General features: G+C 60.4%; 17 protein-coding genes. 10 read left to right on the top strand and 7 right to left on the bottom strand.

Features of this window, described 5'->3' with window-relative positions; all coding sequences use genetic code 11:
* Positions 1 to 72: 72 nt before the first annotated feature.
* Entirely contained in the window at positions 73 to 1014 is a 942-nt protein-coding gene (locus tag ACSFE6_RS24475; RefSeq protein ID WP_435429996.1) for an AEC family transporter, read from the top strand.
* 125 nt (positions 1015 to 1139) lie between these two features.
* On the opposite strand, the gene ACSFE6_RS24470 is transcribed toward ACSFE6_RS24475, so the two are convergent.
* The 6 genes from ACSFE6_RS24470 to gatC form a co-directional block, all read right to left on the bottom strand.
* Complete coding sequence (locus ACSFE6_RS24470) at positions 1140 to 1520, bottom strand: carboxymuconolactone decarboxylase family protein (RefSeq protein WP_435429995.1); 381 nt, start codon at positions 1518 to 1520, stop codon at positions 1140 to 1142.
* A complete protein-coding gene (locus ACSFE6_RS24465) occupies positions 1517 to 2578 on the bottom strand; it encodes a calcium/sodium antiporter (protein WP_435429994.1) in 1062 nt (353 codons plus the stop codon). Before ACSFE6_RS24465 ends, ACSFE6_RS24470 begins: the two co-directional genes overlap by 4 nt.
* A gap of 50 nt (positions 2579 to 2628) precedes the next feature.
* The gene (locus ACSFE6_RS24460; protein ID WP_435429993.1) at positions 2629 to 3003 is read right to left on the bottom strand and encodes a septal ring lytic transglycosylase RlpA family protein; all 375 of its coding nucleotides are present in this window, start codon (positions 3001 to 3003) and stop codon (positions 2629 to 2631) included.
* Between the two features lie 148 nt (positions 3004 to 3151).
* On the bottom strand, positions 3152 to 4597 hold the full coding sequence (gatB, locus tag ACSFE6_RS24455; protein ID WP_435429992.1) for an Asp-tRNA(Asn)/Glu-tRNA(Gln) amidotransferase subunit GatB: 1446 nt from the start codon (positions 4595 to 4597) through the stop codon (positions 3152 to 3154).
* A gap of 10 nt (positions 4598 to 4607) precedes the next feature.
* Positions 4608 to 6059: an Asp-tRNA(Asn)/Glu-tRNA(Gln) amidotransferase subunit GatA gene (gatA, locus tag ACSFE6_RS24450; protein ID WP_435429991.1), complete on the bottom strand. Its 1452-nt coding sequence runs from the start codon at positions 6057 to 6059 to the stop codon at positions 4608 to 4610.
* A gap of 16 nt (positions 6060 to 6075) precedes the next feature.
* Positions 6076 to 6363: an Asp-tRNA(Asn)/Glu-tRNA(Gln) amidotransferase subunit GatC gene (gene gatC, locus ACSFE6_RS24445; RefSeq protein WP_007976465.1), complete on the bottom strand. Its 288-nt coding sequence runs from the start codon at positions 6361 to 6363 to the stop codon at positions 6076 to 6078.
* Between the two features lie 211 nt (positions 6364 to 6574).
* On the opposite strand from gatC, the gene mreB reads away from it, so the two are divergent.
* The 8 genes from mreB to tldD all read left to right on the top strand — a co-directional run bounded on the left by mreB (position 6575) and on the right by tldD (position 17889).
* Entirely contained in the window at positions 6575 to 7612 is a 1038-nt protein-coding gene (gene mreB, locus ACSFE6_RS24440) for a rod shape-determining protein MreB (RefSeq protein ID WP_002555108.1), read from the top strand.
* 140 nt (positions 7613 to 7752) lie between these two features.
* Entirely contained in the window at positions 7753 to 8883 is a 1131-nt protein-coding gene (gene mreC / locus ACSFE6_RS24435; RefSeq protein WP_435430001.1) for a rod shape-determining protein MreC, read from the top strand.
* Positions 8883 to 9374: a rod shape-determining protein MreD gene (mreD, locus tag ACSFE6_RS24430; RefSeq protein ID WP_435429990.1), complete on the top strand. Its 492-nt coding sequence runs from the start codon at positions 8883 to 8885 to the stop codon at positions 9372 to 9374. Before mreC ends, mreD begins: the two co-directional genes overlap by 1 nt.
* Before the next feature lie 58 nt (positions 9375 to 9432).
* Positions 9433 to 10029, top strand: a complete 597-nt coding sequence (locus tag ACSFE6_RS24425; RefSeq protein ID WP_435429989.1) for a Maf family protein — start codon at positions 9433 to 9435, stop codon at positions 10027 to 10029.
* Positions 10030 to 10086: 57 nt separating this feature from the next.
* On the top strand, positions 10087 to 11544 hold the full coding sequence (gene rng, locus ACSFE6_RS24420) for a ribonuclease G (RefSeq protein ID WP_175391447.1): 1458 nt from the start codon (positions 10087 to 10089) through the stop codon (positions 11542 to 11544).
* A 75-nt stretch (positions 11545 to 11619) separates the two neighbouring features.
* Positions 11620 to 15426, top strand: coding sequence for a YhdP family protein (locus tag ACSFE6_RS24415; RefSeq protein WP_435429988.1), 3807 nt, complete (start codon positions 11620 to 11622; stop codon positions 15424 to 15426).
* Positions 15427 to 15579: 153 nt separating this feature from the next.
* Entirely contained in the window at positions 15580 to 16434 is an 855-nt protein-coding gene (locus ACSFE6_RS24410; RefSeq protein ID WP_435429987.1) for a carbon-nitrogen hydrolase family protein, read from the top strand.
* Between the two features lie 12 nt (positions 16435 to 16446).
* A complete protein-coding gene (gene tldD, locus ACSFE6_RS24405) occupies positions 16447 to 17889 on the top strand; it encodes a metalloprotease TldD (protein ID WP_435429986.1) in 1443 nt (480 codons plus the stop codon).
* Between the two features lie 48 nt (positions 17890 to 17937).
* Here tldD and yjgA read toward each other — a convergent pair whose 3' ends face one another.
* On the bottom strand, positions 17938 to 18462 hold the full coding sequence (gene yjgA, locus ACSFE6_RS24400) for a ribosome biogenesis factor YjgA (protein WP_435429985.1): 525 nt from the start codon (positions 18460 to 18462) through the stop codon (positions 17938 to 17940).
* Positions 18463 to 18570: 108 nt separating this feature from the next.
* Between yjgA and pmbA the strand changes: the two genes are divergently transcribed.
* Positions 18571 to 19917, top strand: a complete 1347-nt coding sequence (gene pmbA / locus ACSFE6_RS24395; RefSeq protein WP_435429984.1) for a metalloprotease PmbA — start codon at positions 18571 to 18573, stop codon at positions 19915 to 19917.
* Positions 19918 to 20025: the final 108 nt, after the last annotated feature.

Here is a 20025-nt window from a genome sequence, read left to right as displayed (position 1 = left end):
TAGCAGGCGCCGAAGTTCTCAGTGGCTTATCATTAGCCCCCTAACGACGCCCACCTCAAGGTCCTCTCCGGCATGCTGGCAATTTTCCTCGAAACCCTGAACATCACCGCACCGGTGTTCGCCATGCTGTTTCTGGGGGTGTTGCTCAAGCGCATCGACTGGATCAACGACAATTTCATCCACACAGCGTCGTCCCTGGTGTTTAACGTCACCATGCCGGCGCTGCTGTTTCTGGGCATCCTGCATGCCGACCTGCACGCCGCGCTGCAACCGGCGCTGCTGATCTACTTCTCCCTTGCGACCCTGGTGAGTTTTGCCATTGCCTGGGGCTGGGCTATTTTCAGGTGTCCGCGAGAAGACCGTGGCATCTACACTCAAGGCGCCTTTCGCGGTAACAACGGCGTGATTGGCCTCGCGTTGGCGGCGAGCATGTACGGCGACTATGGGATCTCCCTTGGCGCGATTCTCGCGGCGCTGGTGATCCTGTTCTACAACACGCTCTCGACCATCGTGCTGGCGGTGTACAGCCCGGTGATCAAGTCCGACCCGTGGAGCATCTGCAAAAGCGTGGTCAGCAACCCGCTGATCATCAGCGTGATCGCGGCGGCACCCTTCGCGTATTTCAACATCGGCTTGCCGGGATGGCTGGAGACCTCTGGCCAGTATCTGGCGCAAACCACGTTGCCTCTGGCATTGATCTGTATCGGCGGAACGCTGTCGCTCGCGGCGATGCGTAAAAGCGGTTCGATGGCGCTCAGTTCAAGCCTGGTGAAAATGCTCGGCCTGCCGGTGCTGGCGACGCTGGGCGCGTGGCTGTGGGGTTTTCGCGGGGCGGAGTTGGGGATTCTGTTTCTGTACTTCGGCAGCCCGACCGCCGCGGCCAGTTTCGTCATGGCCCGGGCGGCGGATGGCAATCATGAGCTGGCGGCGGCGATCATCGTCATCACCACGTTGATGGCGGCGGTGACCACCAACATCGGAATCTTTTTGTTGCAGTGGGGCGGGTGGATCTAGCTTCAGATTTGTGTGCTCTTCAGACCCATTCGCGAGCAGGCTCGCTCCCACCGTTGAAATGCATTCCCCTGTGGGAGCGAGCCTGCTCGCGAAGACAATGTCACTGACAGCAAAAAATCCGGGGGTTACTCAGGCTTCTGGTAGGTATCGATCACTTCCTGCGCCGCTCGAAACGCATCGATCGCCGCCGGCACGCCGGCATACACCGCGCAATGCAGCAGCGCCTCGCGGATCTCTTCCACGGTGCAACCGTTGTTCAGCGCACCGCGTACATGCCCCTTCAACTCCTGCGGGCACTTCAGCGCAGTCAACGCGGCGAGGGTGATCAGGCTGCGGGTTTTCAGTGGCAGGCCCTCGCGATTCCATACGCCGCCCCAGGCGTGTTCGTTGACGAAATCCTGTAGCGGCTGGGTGAACTCGGTGGCGTTGCCCAATGCGCGGTCGACGAAGGCGTCGCCCATCACGTGGCGACGTACTTCAACGCCGGATTTTTTATTCTCGGTCATGGCAATTCCCTCTTGTGGTGTTGGCGACGCCAGGCGCGCAGCGACGTGAACAGCAGGAACGCCACCAGCGCCGGCAGGACGAAAAACAGCATCAGGTGTTCAAGCTTGCCCGCCAACGGCATGCCTGTGGTAAACGACACCACATGCAGGCCATAAGCCAGGTACAAGCCGAGGAACAGCAAACCTTCGGCGCGGGTTACCCGGTAACCCGAATAGAACACCGGTAAGCACAATGCCGCGACGCCGAGCATCACCGGCAGGTCGAAATCCAGGGCGTTGGGCGATACCGACAGCGGCGATGGCGCGATCAAGGCAGTGACGCCGAGCACACCCAGAAGGTTGAACAGGTTGCTGCCAACCACGTTGCCTACCGCAATCTCCCGTTCACCGCGCAACGCGGCGATCAAGGAGGTGGCGAGTTCCGGCAGGGACGTGCTGACGGCGACGATGGTCAGGCCGATGATCCGTTCCGACAGCCCGAGGTCGGTGGCCACCGATACCGCGGCCCCCAGCAGCAAGTGCCCGGCGTAGACCAGCATCGCCAGGCCGCCGGCGATCATCAGCAGACTGCTGATCCATGGTGCTTGCGGGGCTTGGTGGGTGATGGAGTGTGGGCGGGTCGAGTGCCGCGACTGGCGCAGCAGCAAGCCCAGGTACAGCGCCAGTGCCGCTAGCAGCAGCATGCCGTCGACGCGCGTCAGGTCTTCATTCCAGGCCAATACGAACACCAGCAGGCTGGCGCCGATCATCAGCGGAATGTCCAGGCGCACCAGTTGCCGTGACACCCGCAGCGGGATGATCAGCGCCGACAAGCCGAGGGTGACGAGGATGTTGAAAATGCTGCTGCCAATCACGCTACCGACGGCGATGTCGGCGTTGTGCGTGAGGGTCGCTTGCAGGCTCACCGCCATCTGCGGGGCGCTGCTGCCGAGGGCGACGATGGTCAGGCCGATGATCAGCGGTCTGACATACAGGCGCGCGGCGAGGCGCACGGCGCCACGGACCATCAGTTCGGCACCGACAATCAACAGTAGCAGCCCGCTGAGCAATTCGATCACGCTGATCAGGGGTAAATCGGCTAGTCCGAAAATGGTCGGGGCTCCGTGCTTCAGTCGTCGAGGGCTTGCACGCGAACCCGTGCCGTGCCGCTTTTGAGCATGCCCAGGCGTGCGGCAGCTTCATGGGACAGGTCGATTATCCGGCCACGGGTGTGTGGTCCGCGATCGTTGATACGCACCACGCAGGACTTGTCGTTATTCAGGTTGGTGACCTTCACCCGTGTGCCGAAGGGCAACTGGCGGTGGGCGGCGGTCATGGAATTCTTGTCGAAACGCTCGCCGCTGGCGGTGCGTTTGCCTTGGTGTTTGGCGCCGTAGTACGAAGCCACACCGGTTTTGTCGTAACCATGGGGATCGACGGTGTCGGTACTGGCACAACCGGCCAATAGGGAGAGCAGGGCGCATACGCCGAGAAGACGTTTCATTTGAAAGCTTCCAAAACAATTGTGGGAGCGAGCCTGCTCGCGAATGACATTCTGACAACCAACTCAGTGTTGAGTGCCGAACAGCATTCGCGAGCAGCCTCGCTCCCACAGGGAATGGTGCCAGTTTTTTGGGCTGGCTCCATACCGATCAGCCTTCGAGCTTGCTTTTGAGCAGTTCGTTGACCTGTTGCGGGTTGGCCTTGCCCTTGGAGGCTTTCATGGCCTGGCCGACGAAGAAGCCGAACATCTTGCCGCGTTTGGCTTCGTCAGCCGCGCGGTACTGTTCGACCTGTTCGGCGTTGGCGGCGAGCATTTCATCCAGTACCGCCGAGATCGCGCCGGTGTCGGTCACTTGCTTCAGACCGCGCTTGTCGATGATCTCGTCAGCGCTGCCTTCGCCATTGGCCATGGCTTCGAACACGACCTTGGCGATCTTGCCGGAGATGGTGTTGTCCTTGATGCGCAACAGCATGCCGCCCAGTTGTTCGGCCGTAACCGGCGACTGATCGATGTCCAGGCCTTGCTTGTTGAGCAGGCTGCCCAACTCGACCATGACCCAGTTCGCCGCCAGTTTGGCGTCGCCGCTGATGCTCGCGACGTTCTCGAAGTAATCCGCCTGTTCACGGCTGGTGGCCAGCACGTTGGCGTCGTAGGCCGACAGACCGAACTGGCTCTGGAAGCGCTCGCGCTTCTGCGGCGGCAGTTCCGGCAGCGTGGCGCGTACTTCGCCCAGGAACGATTCTTCGATGACCACCGGCAGCAGATCCGGATCGGGGAAGTAACGGTAGTCGTTGGCTTCCTCTTTGCTGCGCATCGGACGGGTTTCGTCCTTGTTCGGATCGTACAGTCGGGTCTGCTGGATAACCTTGCCGCCGTCTTCGATCAGGTCGATCTGACGTTGGATCTCGGAGTTGATCGCCTTCTCGATGAAGCGGAACGAGTTGACGTTCTTGATTTCGCAGCGGGTGCCGAACTCGGCCTGGCCTTTAGGGCGCACCGAGACGTTGCAGTCGCAACGCAGCGAGCCTTCGGCCATGTTGCCGTCGCAGATGCCCAGGTAGCGCACCAGCGCGTGGATCGCCTTGACGTAGGCCACGGCTTCCTTGGCGCTGCGCATGTCCGGTTCGGAGACGATTTCCAGCAACGGCGTACCGGCACGGTTCAGGTCGATGCCGCTGGCACCGCTGAACTCTTCGTGCAAGCTCTTGCCGGCGTCTTCTTCCAGGTGCGCGCGGGTAATGCCGACGCGTTTAACCGTGCCGTCTTCCAGGGCGATGTCCAGGTGGCCCTTGCCGACGATCGGCAATTCCATCTGGCTGATCTGGTAGCCCTTGGGCAGGTCCGGGTAGAAATAGTTTTTACGGGCGAACACGTTGTGCTGGCCAATCTCGGCGTCAATCGCCAGACCGAACATCACCGCCATGCGCACCGCTTCCTGGTTCAGCACTGGCAGTACGCCGGGCATGCCCAGGTCGATCAGGCTGGCCTGGGTGTTCGGCTCGGAACCGAAGGTGGTGGAACTACCGGAAAAGATTTTCGACCGGGTGGTGAGCTGGGTGTGAATCTCCAGCCCGATCACGACTTCCCATTGCATGTGTGTCTCCTCAGAAGCCGGTTGGGGTGCGGGTGTGCCAGTCAGTGTTCAGCTGATACTGGTGCGCAACGTTGAGCAAGCGGCCTTCCTGGAAGTACGGGGCGAGCAGTTGCACGCCAACCGGCAGGCCATCGACGAAACCTGCTGGCATGGACAAGCCTGGCAGACCGGCGAGGTTGGCGGTGATGGTGTACACGTCTTCCAGGTACGCAGCGACCGGGTCGCTGTTCTTGGCGCCGAGCTTCCAGGCCGGGTTCGGCGTGGTCGGGCCGAGGATGATGTCGACTTCATTGAAGGCGGTCATGAAGTCGTTCTTGATCAAGCGACGAATCTTCTGCGCCTTCAGGTAGTAGGCATCGTAGTAACCGGCAGACAACGCGTATGCGCCGACCATGATCCGGCGCTGTACTTCCGTTCCGAAGCCTTCGCCACGGGAACGCTTGTACAGGTCTTCGAGGTTTTTCGGGTCTGCACAGCGGTAACCGAAACGCACGCCGTCGAATCGCGACAGGTTGGAAGAGGCTTCCGCCGGGGCGATCACATAATAAGCAGGAATCGCATGCTGCATGTTCGGCAGGCTGATTTCCTTGACCACGGCGCCGAGCTTCTTCAGTTCTTCGACACTGGCCATGACCAGATCGGCAATACGCGGGTCGAGACCGGCGCTGAAGTACTCTTTAGGCACGCCGATACGCAGGCCTTGCAGCGAGCCGTTGAGGCTGGCGCTGTAGTCCGGCACGGGTTCGTCGATGCTGGTGGAGTCGTTCGGATCGAAGCCGGCCATACCTTGCAACAAAATCGCGCAGTCTTCGGCGGTGCGCGCCATCGGGCCACCCTGATCGAGGCTGGAGGCGTAGGCGATCATGCCCCAGCGCGATACGCGACCGTACGTCGGTTTCAGGCCGGTCAGGTTGGTCAACGCAGCGGGCTGACGAATGGAGCCACCGGTGTCGGTGCCGGTGGCGGCAGGCAACAGGCGAGCGGCCACCGCGGCGGCCGAGCCACCGGACGAACCGCCCGGAACGTGTTCCAGGTTCCACGGGTTTTTCACCGCGCCGTAGTAGCTCGACTCGTTGGCCGAGCCCATGGCGAATTCGTCCATGTTGGTCTTGCCCAGGGTCACGGTCCCGGCAGCAGCCAGCTTGGCGACGACGGTGGCATCGTACGGTGCCTTGAAGTTGTCGAGCATCTTCGAGCCGCAGCTGGTGCGAATGCCCTGGGTGCAGAACAGGTCTTTATGGGCAATCGGCGCACCCAGCAGCGCGCCGTTCTCACCCTTGGCACGGCGTGCGTCAGCGGCTTTCGCCTGCGTGAGCGCCAGCTCTTCGGTGAGGCTGATGAAGCTGTTGAGCTGCGGGTCGAGCTGGGCGATGCGCGCCAGCAGGACTTGGGTCAGCTCTTCGGAGGAAAACTTTTTATCGGCGAGTCCGCGGGCGATCTCGGCCAGAGTCAATTGATGCATTGCAGGCTCTTTCCCTTTAGTCGATGACTTTCGGAACCAGGTACAGGCCGTTTTCGACCGCTGGTGCGATGGACTGGTAGGCCTCGCGGTTATTGGTCTCGGTCACGACGTCCGCGCGCAGGCGCTGGCTGGCTTCCAGTGGATGGGCCAGCGGCTCGATACCGTCGGTATTGACCGCCTGCATTTCGTCGACCAGCCCGAGAATGCTGTTGAGGGCCGAAGTGATGTGTGGAAGATCGGCATCATTGAGGCCAAGGCAGGCCAGATGCGCGATTTTTTCCACGTCGGAGCGTTCAAGCGCCATTGGGATTCTCCAGTGGAAAACAAGACGGACGGTGTCCGTGTGTTAGATTGTCGGAACACTACCGCACTTCTACGGTCATACGGCCGCGATTGTGGGGCTTGGTGCACAGAAAAGCGGCCAATTTAACATATTGGCGCCTTGCCCAAAATCCCTGTCGTTGTTAGAGTTTGCCGCACTTTTTTACCCACGCGTTGCCTAGGGTCCCTTTCCCATGTTCAAGAAACTGCGTGGCATGTTTTCCAGCGATCTTTCCATTGACCTGGGCACTGCCAACACCCTTATTTACGTGCGCGAGCGCGGTATCGTCCTGAATGAGCCATCGGTTGTGGCCATTCGGACACACGGTAATCAGAAAAGTGTCGTTGCTGTCGGCACCGAGGCCAAGCGCATGCTGGGCCGTACGCCGGGCAACATTGCTGCCATTCGTCCGATGAAAGACGGCGTGATCGCCGACTTCAGCGTCTGCGAAAAGATGCTGCAGTACTTTATCAACAAGGTTCACGAAAACAGCTTCCTGCAGCCTAGCCCTCGCGTGTTGATCTGCGTTCCTTGCAAATCCACCCAGGTTGAGCGTCGCGCCATCCGTGAATCGGCCCTCGGTGCCGGTGCCCGTGAAGTGTTCCTGATCGAAGAGCCAATGGCTGCTGCGATCGGTGCCGGTCTTCCGGTTGAAGAAGCGCGCGGTTCGATGGTCGTGGATATCGGTGGCGGTACCACCGAAATCGCGCTGATCTCCCTGAACGGTGTTGTCTACGCCGAATCCGTACGAGTTGGCGGCGACCGCTTCGACGAAGCGATCATCACCTACGTGCGTCGCAACTACGGCAGCCTGATCGGCGAGTCCACCGCCGAGCGCATCAAGCAGGAAATCGGTACGGCTTACCCGGGCGGTGAAGTTCGCGAAGTCGACGTTCGTGGCCGCAACCTGGCCGAAGGCGTTCCGCGCGCATTCACCCTGAACTCCAACGAAGTGCTGGAAGCGCTGCAAGAGTCCTTGGCCACTATCGTTCAGGCCGTGAAAAGCGCTCTGGAGCAATCGCCTCCGGAACTGGCTTCCGATATCGCCGAGCGTGGTCTGGTACTGACCGGTGGTGGCGCCTTGCTGCGTGACCTCGACAAGTTGCTGGCCCAGGAAACCGGCCTGCCGGTGATCGTCGCCGAAGACCCGTTGACCTGCGTTGCTCGCGGCGGTGGCCGTGCATTGGAAATGATGGATAAGCACACCATGGATCTGCTCTCCAGCGAATAAGTCGCCGGATCGCCTCCATGCTGTTGAGCGCGCAGGCAGCACTTTGCAGTGCTGCCTGTTCGCGTTTATCTTCTGTCAGTCTGCATCCAGGCCGGTCTGCCGTATGAATAAAGAGAACATTTGCCTGGGAGGAGCGGCTTATTAAACCGCTTTTCACCAAGGGTCCCTCACTGGGCGTGCGCTTGTTGGTGCTGGTCGTGCTTTCGGTCGCGCTGATGGTGGTCGATGCCCGCTTCACACTGCTCAAGCCAGTGCGTAGCCAAATGTCGCTGGTGCTGATGCAGTCCTACTGGATCACCGACCTGCCGCAGCGGCTATGGCAGGGTGTGGCCAGCCAGTTTGGCAGCCGGACCGAACTCGTCGCCGAAAACGAAAAACTCAAGACCGAAAACCTGCTGTTGCAGGGGCGCATGCAAAAGCTTGCCTCCCTGACCGAGCAGAACGTTCGGCTGCGCGAGTTGCTCAACTCGTCGGCACTGGTCAACGAAAAGGTCGAAGTGGCCGAGTTGATCGGCATGGACCCGAATCCTTTTACTCATCGCATCATCATCAACAAGGGTGAGCGCGACGGTGTGATCCTCGGCCAGCCGGTACTCGATGCCCGTGGCTTGATGGGGCAAGTGGTCGAATTGATGCCCTACACCTCCCGCGTCCTGCTGCTGACCGATTCGACCCACAGCATTCCGGTGCAGGTCAACCGTAACGGCTTGCGGGCGATTGCCAGCGGCACCGGTAACCCGGAGCGCCTCGAGCTGCGCCACGTAGCGGATACCGCTGACATCAAGGAAGGTGATTTGCTGGTCAGTTCCGGCCTCGGCCAGCGCTTCCCGGCGGGTTACCCGGTGGCCACGGTCAAGGAAGTGATTCATGACTCCGGCCAGCCGTTCGCCATTGTCCGCGCGGTACCGACTGCAGCCCTCAATCGCAGTCGTTACCTGCTGCTCGTGTTCAGCGACGGCCGCACTGCCGAAGAGCGTGCCAACGATGCCGCGCAAGCTCAGGAATCCCTGGATGCGCAGGGCGGAGGGCCGATCATTCCGGCGACCGTACCGAAACCTGCGGTCGTTCCGGCAGCCGTTGCGGCGCCAACTACTCCGGCTGCGCCGGCGGTTGCTCCGGTGCCCGCTACTCCGGCCAAGCCTGTAGCCGCACATCCTGCCGCTGCGAAACCACCGGCGGCCGCCAAGCCAACGGCAGCGCAACCTGCTGCCGTAAAACCTGCTGCCAAACCGCCTGTCTCCGCACCGGCTACCACTGGGAGGCAAGAATAATGGTTGGTGTCAAAGCTTCCCGAAACGGCTGGATCGTCTGGCTGACATTTGCCATCGGCATGCTGCTCAGCGTTTCGCCATTGCCGCAATTCATGGAAATCCTGCGTCCGCTTTGGCTGGGCTTGCTGCTGGCCTTTTGGGCGCTGGCCTTGCCACAGAAAGTCGGGATGGTCACCGCGTGGTGCCTTGGCCTGGCTGAAGACGTGTTGTATGGCACGTTGTTGGGGCAGAACGCGTTGATCCTGACGCTCATCACCTATCTGGTGCTGGCGCTGCAACAACGCCTGCGGATGTTCCCGATGTGGCAGCAGAGCCTGGTGATCCTGGTGATCTTCGGTCTCGCGCAGCTTGTTCAACTCTGGCTGAGCGCCCTGACCGGCAACCGTCAGCCAACCCTGGCGCTGGTACTGCCAGCACTGGTCAGCGCCTTGCTCTGGCCGTGGATCAGCTTCGCTTTGCGTGGATTGCGTCGGCGCTACAAAATCAATTAATTCGGTCAGGCATGTGCCCGCACCTGGTGCCCAGGGCAATGGACAGGGAGATGTCTTGATGAAACGGCTGTACCTCGCTTCAGGCTCGCCGCGTCGGCGCGAACTGCTCACGCAGATCGGCGTGCCGTTCACCGCCATCAGTGCGGACATCGACGAAACCCCTCTGACTCACGAATCACCCTGCGACTATGTCGAGCGTCTGGCTCGCGCAAAGGCTGCGGCCGGTCGCGGTGCCGTGGTGTCCGATGCAGCGTTCTGCGTGCTGGGGGCCGATACCGCCGTGGTGCTCGACGGCAAAATTCTCGGAAAACCGGTTGATGAAGCTGACGCTTGCGCCATGCTGAAGATGTTGTCCGGGAAAGAACATGAAGTCTTGACGGCCATTGCGCTGCTCGACGGCGAGCGCTGCGAATCGCGAGTGGTACGCAGCGTGGTGCGATTTCGCGCCATAAGCATCGACGAAGCAGCGGCCTATTGGGCCAGTGGTGAGCCGCGGGACAAGGCGGGTGGCTATGGAATTCAAGGATTGGGTGCGGTGTTTGTCGCCGGGCTCGATGGAAGTTATTCGGCGGTGGTTGGATTACCGCTGTGCGAAACCGCGGAACTGCTCGGCCATTTCGGCATACCCTGTTGGCAAACCCATAACGCGCGTTAAGCGTCGTACTGACCAGATGCGGCCATTATCGTGAACATGCCTGAACGAGACCCTGCCATGAGTGAAGAGATCCTGATCAACATCACGCCGATGGAATCACGCGTGGCGGTGGTCGAAAACGGTGTGCTGCAAGAGGTCCATGTCGAGCGCACGCAAAAGCGCGGGATCGTCGGCAACATCTATAAAGGCAAAGTCGTGCGGGTATTGCCGGGCATGCAGGCGGCATTTGTCGATATCGGCCTGGATCGCGCCGCGTTCATTCATGCTTCGGAAATCTCCCTGCGAGAAGGCCCGGCGGTGGAGAGCATCAGTGCCCTGGTGCACGAAGGGCAGAGCCTGGTGGTGCAAGTCACCAAGGATCCGATTGGCTCCAAAGGCGCACGCCTGACCACCCAGCTGTCGATTCCCTCACGCTACCTGGTGTACATGCCGCGTACCGCCCATGTCGGCATTTCTCTGAAGATCGAAGACGAAGCCGAGCGCGAACGCCTCAAGCAAGTGGTCAGCGATTGCGTCGCCAAAGAGGGCATCCAGGAAGCCGGCGGTTTTATCCTGCGTACGGCGGCCGAAGGCGCCGGGGCCGACGAAATCCTGATGGACATCCGTTACCTGCGCCGGCTGTGGGATCAGATCAATGCGCAGATCAAAACCATCAGTGCCCCCAGCGTGATCTACGAAGACCTCGGTCTGGCGCTGCGCACCTTGCGTGATCTGGTAAGTCCGAAGATTGAAAAAATCCGCATCGACTCCCGGGAAACTTTCCAGAAAACCACGCAGTTCGTCGCCGAACTGATGCCCGAGATTGCCGATCGTCTGGAACATTATCCCGGCGAGCGGCCGATTTTCGACCTGTATGGCGTCGAAGACGAAATCCAGAAAGCCCTGGAACGCAAAGTGCCGCTCAAGTCCGGTGGTTATCTGGTGGTCGATCCGGCGGAAGCCATGAGCACCATCGACGTCAATACCGGCGCATTCGTCGGTCATCGCAACCTCGAAGAAACCATCTTCAAGACCAACCTGGAAGCGGCGACCGCCATCGCTCGCCAACTGCGTCTGCGCAACCTGGGCGGGATCATCATCATCGACTTCATCGACATGGAAGATGAAGAGCACCAGCGTCAGGTGTTGCGCACGCTGGAGAAGCAACTGGAGCGCGATCATGCCAAGACCAACATCATCGGCATTACCGAGTTGGGCCTGGTACAGATGACGCGCAAGCGCACCCGCGAAAGCCTCGAGCAAGTGTTGTGCGAGCCATGCACCAGTTGCCAGGGCCGTGGCAAGTTGAAGACGCCTGAAACCATATGCTACGAAATCTTCCGTGAAATCCTCCGGGAGGCTCGCGCCTATCAGGCGGAAGGCTATCGTGTATTGGCGAACCAGAAAGTCGTCGACCGCCTGCTTGATGAGGAGTCGGGCAATGTCGCCGAACTGGAGGGCTTTATCGGGCGCACCATCCGGTTCCAGGTAGAAACCATGTATTCCCAGGAACAATACGACGTGGTGTTGCTCTGAGTCGCTGCGTTTTAACTTTTCCTGCACGGCTGGCCTCAGCTTTTTGCAAAACTTTTGCCATGGGAGCCAACTGACATGGAGCGTCTGACACGCATTCTGGCCGCACTGACCCGTTGGGGTCTGGGCCTGTGCGCGTTGGTTTTGGTATTGATGGCGTTGTACGTCAGCCTTGGGCGCGAGCTCGCGCCGTTGGTGGCGGAGTACCGTGCCGAAGTCGAAACCAGGGCCAGCGAGGCCTTGGGCATGCCGCTGCAAATCGGCGAGCTGAAAGGCAGCTGGAGTGATTTCGCTCCGGTTTTGTCGGCTCACGATGTGACGGTCGGCGAAGGTGCCAATGCCTTGCACCTGGAAAAGGTTCGCGCGGTGCCGGATCTTTGGGCCAGTGTGCTGGCGCGTGAAGTGCGTATTGCTCATCTTCAGTTCAGCGGTCTGAAGATCAGCCTCAAACAAGGCGACGACGGTCAATGGGCGCTGGAAGGGTTGCCGCTGAAAAAAGACGAAAAGCCTCTCGATCCGGAGCAAATGCTCAATCGCATGCAGATGATCCAGCAGTTGTCGGTGCTCGACAGCCAGGTCACTTTGCAGCCGTGGGGCGCGTCGCCGCTTTCCCTGACCTATGTCGGTCTGAACCTGAAAACCGGTGTCACGCGTCAACGGCTCGATGTCCGTTTGACCCTGCCCGATGGGCAGCCAATGGCCATGAGCCTGCGCTCCCGCATTCGTGCCAGCCAGTGGAAGGAGGGTGAGGCCGAGGTTTACTTGAGTCTGCCGCAAAGCGACTGGTCGAAATGGCTACCCGAGAGTGTCAGCCAGCAGTGGAATTTCTCCGAGATCAAAGCCGGTGGCGAACTGTGGGCGACCTGGGGGCAGGGTGTGTTGCAAAGCGCTGCGGTGCGTTTGAATGCACCGCAACTCAAGGGTGCCTACGCCGAACGCAAGCCGATCAAGATCGACAATCTGGCGCTCAACGGCTATTTCCAGCGCAACGCCCAAGGCATGCTGGTGACGGTGGACTCCCTGGCGATGAACCTCGGCGAGACCCGCTGGGAGTCGCGTCTGCAAGTCAAGCAAACGGCGCCTTCCGACAACTCGGAAGAACTCTGGCACCTGCAAGCCGACCGCCTTGACCTCACCCCCCTCACTCCTTTGTTCAATGCCCTGGCACCATTGCCCGAGGGCTTTGCCACGGTGGTCGATCGGCTCAAGGTCACCGGAGGACTTCGCAATGTATTGATCGACGTGCGGCCCAACGCCACAGACGACAGCAAGTTCAGTTTTGCCGCCAACCTCGACCGGGTCGGTTTCGACGCCTATCACGGCGCGCCGGCGGCCCGAAACGTTACGGGCAGCATCAGCGGTGACCTTGGCCATGGCGAGTTGCGCATGGACAGCAAGGACTTCATGCTGCACCTGGACCCGATTTTCGCCAAGCCATGGCAATACATTCAGGCCAATGCCCGCCTGACCTGGAAACTCGACAAAGAAGGGTTCACCCTGATCGCGCCGTATCTGAAGGTGTTGGGTGAAGAGGGCAAGATTGCCGGCGACTTCCTGATTCGCCTGCATTTTGATCACACCCAGGAAGACTACATGGACCTGCGGGTGGGACTGGTGGACGGTGACGGGCGCTACACCGCCAAATACCTGCCGGCGGTGCTCAGCCCTGCGCTGGACGAGTGGTTGCGCACGGCGATTCTCAAAGGCGCGGTGGATCAGGGATTCTTCCAGTACCAGGGGTCGTTGAACCACGGCGCAACCGACACGGCACGCAGCATCAGCCTGTTTTTCAAGGTGCACGATGCCGAGTTGGCGTTCCAGCCGGGATGGCCCCATGTCAGCAAGGTCACGGGCGATGTGTTCGTAGAAGACAGCGGCGTGCGGATTCTGGCCAGCAAGGGGCAGTTGCTCGACACTCAGGTCAGCGACATTTACGTCAACATTCCCCATGTGCCGGAAGGGCAAAGCTCCCACCTGTTTCTCGACGGTGCGTTCGCCGGGGGGCTGGGCGATGGCTTGAAAATCCTGCAACAAGCGCCGATTGGCACTGCCGACACCTTTGTCGGGTGGGAAGGCGAGGGTGATCTGCAAGGTAAACTGAAACTCGATATCCCTCTCGTCAAGGGCGAGCAGCCGAAGATTCTGGTCGACTTCAAGACAACCAAATCCCGTCTGAAACTGCCCGAACCACCGCTGGAATTGACGCAACTCAAAGGCGATTTCCGTTTCGACAGTACTAAAGGTCTGAGTGGTCAGAAGATCACCGCCCGAGCGTTCGATAAACCGGTCAGCGCGCAGATTTTTGCCGATGGCCGCGAGGGCAAGCTCAATACCCGGGTCACCGCTTCGGGGCAGGTCGAGGTCAAAAAACTCACCGAGTGGCTGAGCGTTACCCAGCCGTTACCGGTGAGCGGTGTGATCCCCTATCAATTGCAACTGACCCTGGACGGCGCCGACAGCCAACTGATGGTCAATTCCAATCTCAAGGGCGTGACGGTCGATCTGCCGGCACCTTTCGGCATGGCGGCCGATGTCGGGCGTGACACGTCTTTCCGCATGACCCTGCAAGGCGCGGAGCGGCGCTATTGGGTGAACTACGGTGAACTGGCCAACTTCACCTTTGCCGCACCGACCGGCAATTTTGCCAACGGTCGCGGTGAGTTGTTTCTGGGTAACGGCGAAGCCGTACTGCCTGGCGCGAAGGGCCTGCGGGTGCGCGGGGTGCTGTCGGAGCTGGATGTCGGTCCCTGGCAGGATCTGGTGAACAAGTACGCGGGCCAAGACCCCGGAGGCAGTGCCAAGCAATTGCTCAGCGGCGCGGATTTCAAGGTCGGCAAACTCAGTGCATTCGGTACGACGCTGGATCAGGCTTCAGTGCAGTTGATGCGCAAACCGAGCGCCTGGGCGTTGCAGCTCGACAGCCAGCAGGTCAAAGGCAACGCCAGCATCCCTGATGCGAAAGCCGCACCTATGGTGATCAATCTGCAAACCGTGCGACTGCCGGCACCCGATCCGAAGGCCCTGACTGACGAAAACGCGCCGGATCCACTGGCCTCGGTGGACCCGACCAAGATTCCGGCAATGGACATCACTATCAATCAACTCTTCCAGGGTAGCGACCTGGTGGGGGCCTGGTCGCTGAAGGTACGCCCGACAGCCAAGGGCGTTGCCTTCAACTCACTGGACATGGGCCTCAAAGGCATCCTGTTGCAGGGCAGCGGCGGCTGGGAAGGCATGCCGGGGGCCAGCACAAGCTGGTACAAGGGCCGGATCAGTGGCAAGAACCTCGCGGACGTACTCAAGGGGTGGGGCTTTGCGCCGAGCGTTACCAGTCAGGAATTCCGTATGGATATTGACGGCAGTTGGCCAGGTTCGCCGGCCTGGCTGGCCACCAAGCGATTCTCCGGCACCCTTGATGCTTCGATGAAGGAGGGGCAGTTCGTTGAAGTCGAAGGCAGTGCCCAAGCGTTGCGGGTGTTTGGTCTGCTCAACTTCAACTCCATTGGCCGACGTTTGCGCCTGGACTTCTCCGACCTGTTCGGCAAAGGCCTGAGCTACGACCGGGTCAAGGGATTACTGGTAGGGACCAACGGCGTTTATGTCACCCGTGAGCCAATCCGCGTGACCGGCCCATCGAGTACCCTCGAGCTCGACGGCACCCTGAATATGGTGGCCGATCAGATTGATGCCAAATTACTTGTGACATTGCCGGTGACCAACAATTTGCCGATTGCCGCACTGATCGTCGGAGCGCCGGCCGTCGGCGGTGCGCTGTTCCTGATCGACAAGCTGATCGGTGATCGCGTGGCCCGTTTCGCCAGCGTGAAGTACACCGTCAAAGGGCCATGGAAAGATCCGAAAATCACCTACGACAAGCCTTTTTGAGTAGCATGGCTTATCGGCTCCTTGTAGGAGCGAGCTCGCTCGCGAAAAACGCAAGAGCACCGCGTTCATTCATGCCGTGCGAGTCATCGTTTACCTCCATCGCGAGCAAGCTCGCTCCTACAGGTGGAGGTTGATTTCAATAAGGATAAAGCCATGTCCGTTGCGGTCATTCAAATGGTCAGCCAGAGCGATGTGCTGGCCAACCTGGCTCAGGCCCGTCGCTTGCTGGAGCAGGCTGCGGCCTCGGGGGCGGTGCTTGCCGTGCTGCCGGAAAACTTTGCCGCCATGGGCCGACGCGATATCGCGGACATCGGTCGCGCCGAGGCGCTGGGTGAGGGTCCGATCCTGCCTTGGTTGAAACAGACCGCGCGCGACCTCAAGTTATGGATAGTGGCGGGTACTTTGCCGTTGCCGCCAGAGGGTCAACCGATGGCCAAATCGCATGCCTGCTCGTTGCTGGTCAATGATCAGGGCGAAACGGTGGCGCGTTACGACAAACTGCACTTGTTTGACGTGGACGTGGCGGACAATCGCGGTCGTTATCGCGAATCCGATGACTATGCTTATGGCAGTGGGGTCGTGGTGGCGGATACGCCGGTAGGGCGAGTTGGCCTGACCGTCTGTTATGACTTGCGTTTTCCCGAGCTCTACAGTGAATTGCGTGCTGCTGGCGCGGAGCTGATTACCGCACCTTCAGCCTTTACCGCCGTGACCGGCGAGGCGCACTGGGATGTACTGATTCGTGCGCGGGCCATTGAAACCCAGTGTTATGTGCTTGCGGCCGCCCAGGGTGGGGCGCATCCGGGGCCTCGGGAAACCTGGGGGCATGCGGCCATCATCGATCCATGGGGACGTGTGCTGGCGCAACAGGAACAAGGCGAGGCCGTGCTGCTGGCCGAACGTGACAGCAGCGAACAGGCGTCCATACGGGCGCGGATGCCGGTGTCCAGTCACCGGCGCTTTTTCTCGCAGGGCGCCCAGCGACCTGCATCAGAACGACGAATTTAAGGCGTAAAGCATATGAGCGAGTTGTTGTCCTCAGTCAGTGAACACCTTCTGGCGCCCGGCGGTGTCACGATCGAAAGCCTGCAAGGCGTGCTCGGCGACCTGGCCGGCCCGGGTATCGATGCCGCCGACTTGTACTTTCAAGGGCAGATTTCCGAGTCCTGGGCACTGGAAGACGGCATCGTCAAGGAAGGCAGCTTCAACCTCGACCAGGGGGTGGGCGTGCGGGCGCAATCCGGCGAGAAAACCGGTTTCGCGTACAGCAACGCCATCACTCTGGAAGCCTTGGGCGCAGCGGCCCGTGCCGCCCGTTCGATTTCCCGTGCTGGGCAGAATGGCAAGGTGCAAGCATTCAGCACCCAGGATGTTGCGCAGTTGTACGCCCCGGACAATCCTTTGGAAGTGCTGACTCGCGCCGAGAAAGTCGATCTGCTCAAGCGTATTGATGCTGCCACCCGCGCACTCGACCCTCGTATCCAGCAAGTCACCGTGAGCATGGCCGGCGTCTGGGAGCGGATTCTCGTGGCTTCCACCGACGGTGGTTTGGCCGCAGACGTACGACCGCTGGTGCGCTTCAACGTCAGTGTGATCGTCGAGCAGAACGGCCGTCGTGAGCGCGGTGGTCATGGCGGTGGCGGTCGCACCGATTACCGTTATTTCCTCGCCGAAGATCGCGCCATGGGTTATGCCCGTGAAGCGCTGCGACAGGCACTGGTCAATCTGGAAGCCATTCCTGCGCCGGCCGGTACCTTGCCGGTGGTACTCGGTTCCGGATGGTCGGGCGTGCTGTTGCACGAAGCGGTCGGTCACGGTCTGGAAGGGGATTTCAATCGCAAGGGCAGCTCGGCCTATAGTGGGCGCATGGGCGAGATGGTTGCCTCCAAGCTCTGCACCATCGTCGATGACGGCACCCTGTCCGGTCGCCGTGGCTCTTTGAGTGTCGACGATGAAGGCACCCCGACCGAGTGCACCACGCTGATCGAGAACGGCGTGCTAAAGGGCTACATGCAGGACAAGCTCAACGCGCGTCTGATGGGCGTGGCCCGCACCGGTAATGGCCGCCGCGAATCCTATGCACACCTGCCGATGCCACGCATGACCAACACCTACATGCTCGCCGGCGAAAGCGATCCGGCGGAAATCATCGCCTCGGTGAAGAAGGGCATCTACTGCGCCAACCTTGGCGGCGGCCAGGTGGATATCACCAGCGGCAAGTTCGTGTTCTCCACCAGTGAGGCGTACTTGATCGAAGACGGCAAGATCACGGCTCCGGTCAAGGGTGCGACTTTGATCGGCAACGGTCCGGAAGCCATGAGCAAAGTGTCGATGGTCGGCAACGATCTGGCGCTGGACAGTGGTGTGGGGACGTGTGGCAAGGATGGGCAGTCGGTGCCGGTGGGTGTCGGCCAGCCAACGCTGAAAATCGATGCGATTACCGTGGGTGGCACGGGGTCGTAAGAAAGGGAGCCGTGGGTGAATCGCAAGGCGATTCACCCAGTTGGGGATTTAACGCAAACCGCGTTGAGTCTCGTCCAGCTCACGGATGTACTTGAAGATTTTACGGCTGGAAGCAGGAGGCTTGTTGTGCGCGACCTCGTGCTGGGCCTGACGGATCAGGGAGCGCAATTGCTGGCGATCGGCGTCGGGGTATTCGACGACGAACTTTTCCAGAACGGCGTCATCCCCGGCGATCAGGCGATCGCGCCAGCGCTCCAGGTTATGGAAGCGTTCGTTGTACTGGCGAGTGGAGGCATCGAGTTGATCGAGCAAAACCAGAATGGCGTCAGTGTCCTGATCGCGCATCAGTTTGCCGATGAACTGGAGGTGCCGTTTACGCGCGATGTGTGCAACGTGCTTGGGCGCTTCGGCCAAGGCCCGGCGCAAGGCGTCGGTCAAGGGCAGTTTTGCCAGCAAGTCAGGCTTGAGTGTTGTAAGGCGCTCGCCGAGGTCAACCAGAGCATGCAGCTCGCGTTTGACCTGGGATTTGCTTTTTTCTCCCGTATCGAGGGAGTCGTCGTAAGAATCAACCATGGTGGCCGTCCGCAAAGAAACGCCGCCATGATAACCAGTCGGGGGCCGCTTGTCCGGCCCGGTCGCTCGATGACCTTTACCGAAAGCAGAATTTGAGTGGAGAACAGCATGAGTGCAGTTGAAAGCGTCGGCCCACAAGCATTGCCGGCACTGCAAGAACAAGTCGAGCAGATCATCGCTGAAGCCAAGCGCCAGGGCGCCAGTGCCTGTGAGGTGGCGGTATCCCTGGAGCAGGGCCTGTCGACCACGGTACGCCAGCGCGAAGTCGAAACCGTCGAATTCAATCGCGATCAGGGTTTCGGCATTACTTTGTATGTCGGTCAGCGCAAGGGTTCGGCCAGCACGTCGGCCAGTGGCCCGGAAGCCATCCGCGAAACCGTCGCCGCTGCACTGGCCATCGCCAAACACACGTCGGAAGACGAAGCTTCGGGCCTGGCGGATGCCGCGTTGATGGCCAGGGATGTGCAGGATTTCGACCTGTTCCACCCATGGGATCTCACCCCGGAGCAGGCCATCGAAAAGGCCTTGCTCTGCGAAGCCGCGTCATTCGACGCCGACCCAAGAATCAAAAACGCTGACGGCACCACCTTGAGCACCCATCAGGGTTGCCGGGTTTACGGCAACAGCCACGGTTTTATCGGCGGCTATGCATCGACCCGGCACAGCCTGAGCTGCGTAATGATCGCCGAGGCCGATGGCCAGATGCAGCGCGATTACTGGTACGACGTGAACCGTCAGGGCAATTTGCTGGCGGACCCGGTGATCATCGGCCAGCGTGCCGCGCAACGGGCGGCAAGTCGCTTGGGTGCGCGTCCGGTGCCGACTTGCGAGGTGCCGGTGCTGTTTTCCGCAGAGCTGGCCGGTGGTTTGTTCGGCAGTTTCCTCTCGGCGATTTCCGGCGGCAGCCTGTATCGCAAGTCGTCGTTCCTCGAAGGCACACTGGGACAGAAGCTGTTCCCCGAGTGGCTGACCATCGACGAGCGTCCGCATCTGATGCGTGCGTTGGGCAGTGCGGCATTCGATGGCGACGGTCTGGCGACGTACGCCAAGCCGTTCGTCGAAAAAGGCGAGTTGGTGTCCTACATCCTCGGCACCTACTCTGGCCGTAAACTCGGCATGCCGAGCACCGCGAATGCCGGCGGCGTGCACAACCTGTTTGTCACCCACGGCGATGAAGATCAGGCCGCTTTGCTGCGCCGCATGGGTCGTGGCCTGCTGGTCACCGAACTGATGGGTCAGGGCTTGAATATGGTGACCGGCGACTATTCTCGCGGTGCGGCGGGTTACTGGGTCGAGAACGGCGAAATCCAGTTCGCGGTCCAGGAAGTGACCATCGCAGGCAACATGCGTGACATGTTCAAGCAAATCCTTGCCGTGGGTAACGACCTGGAACTGCGCAGCAACATTCGCACGGGGTCGGTGTTGATCGAGCGGATGACGGTCGCCGGTAGCTAACTTTCGGCCGCTACCCAAAAAGGCGGGGCAACCAACAGGGGGTGGGGATTTTTTTTTTTTCTTTTACAAAACCCCTTTGGGGGGAGGAAAAACCACTAAAGGGGGGGG

The organism is Pseudomonas baetica, from assembly GCF_051216495.1.
GTDB classification, from domain to species: domain Bacteria; phylum Pseudomonadota; class Gammaproteobacteria; order Pseudomonadales; family Pseudomonadaceae; genus Aquipseudomonas; species Aquipseudomonas baetica_B.
The sequence above is the reverse complement of the archived record's forward strand: the minus strand, read 5'-3'. Positions and strand labels throughout refer to the sequence as shown.

Bases quoted from the DNA above. Each gene is read 5' to 3' on its own strand.
- mreD (WP_435429990.1), top strand. From the start codon at position 8,883: ATGGTTGGTGTCAAAGCTTCCCGAAACGGCTGGATCGTCTGGCTGACA.
- pmbA (WP_435429984.1), top strand. From the start codon at position 18,571: ATGAGTGCAGTTGAAAGCGTCGGCCCACAAGCATTGCCGGCACTGCAA.
- ACSFE6_RS24460 (WP_435429993.1), bottom strand. From the start codon at position 3,003: ATGAAACGTCTTCTCGGCGTATGCGCCCTGCTCTCCCTATTGGCCGGT.
- ACSFE6_RS24410 (WP_435429987.1), top strand. From the start codon at position 15,580: ATGTCCGTTGCGGTCATTCAAATGGTCAGCCAGAGCGATGTGCTGGCC.
- ACSFE6_RS24470 (WP_435429995.1), bottom strand. From the start codon at position 1,520: ATGACCGAGAATAAAAAATCCGGCGTTGAAGTACGTCGCCACGTGATG.
- gatB (WP_435429992.1), bottom strand. From the start codon at position 4,597: ATGCAATGGGAAGTCGTGATCGGGCTGGAGATTCACACCCAGCTCACC.
- mreB (WP_002555108.1), top strand. From the start codon at position 6,575: ATGTTCAAGAAACTGCGTGGCATGTTTTCCAGCGATCTTTCCATTGAC.
- rng (WP_175391447.1), top strand. From the start codon at position 10,087: ATGAGTGAAGAGATCCTGATCAACATCACGCCGATGGAATCACGCGTG.
- ACSFE6_RS24475 (WP_435429996.1), top strand. From the start codon at position 73: ATGCTGGCAATTTTCCTCGAAACCCTGAACATCACCGCACCGGTGTTC.
- gatC (WP_007976465.1), bottom strand. From the start codon at position 6,363: ATGGCGCTTGAACGCTCCGACGTGGAAAAAATCGCGCATCTGGCCTGC.
- tldD (WP_435429986.1), top strand. From the start codon at position 16,447: ATGAGCGAGTTGTTGTCCTCAGTCAGTGAACACCTTCTGGCGCCCGGC.
- ACSFE6_RS24415 (WP_435429988.1), top strand. From the start codon at position 11,620: ATGGAGCGTCTGACACGCATTCTGGCCGCACTGACCCGTTGGGGTCTG.
- ACSFE6_RS24425 (WP_435429989.1), top strand. From the start codon at position 9,433: ATGAAACGGCTGTACCTCGCTTCAGGCTCGCCGCGTCGGCGCGAACTG.
- gatA (WP_435429991.1), bottom strand. From the start codon at position 6,059: ATGCATCAATTGACTCTGGCCGAGATCGCCCGCGGACTCGCCGATAAA.
- yjgA (WP_435429985.1), bottom strand. From the start codon at position 18,462: ATGGTTGATTCTTACGACGACTCCCTCGATACGGGAGAAAAAAGCAAA.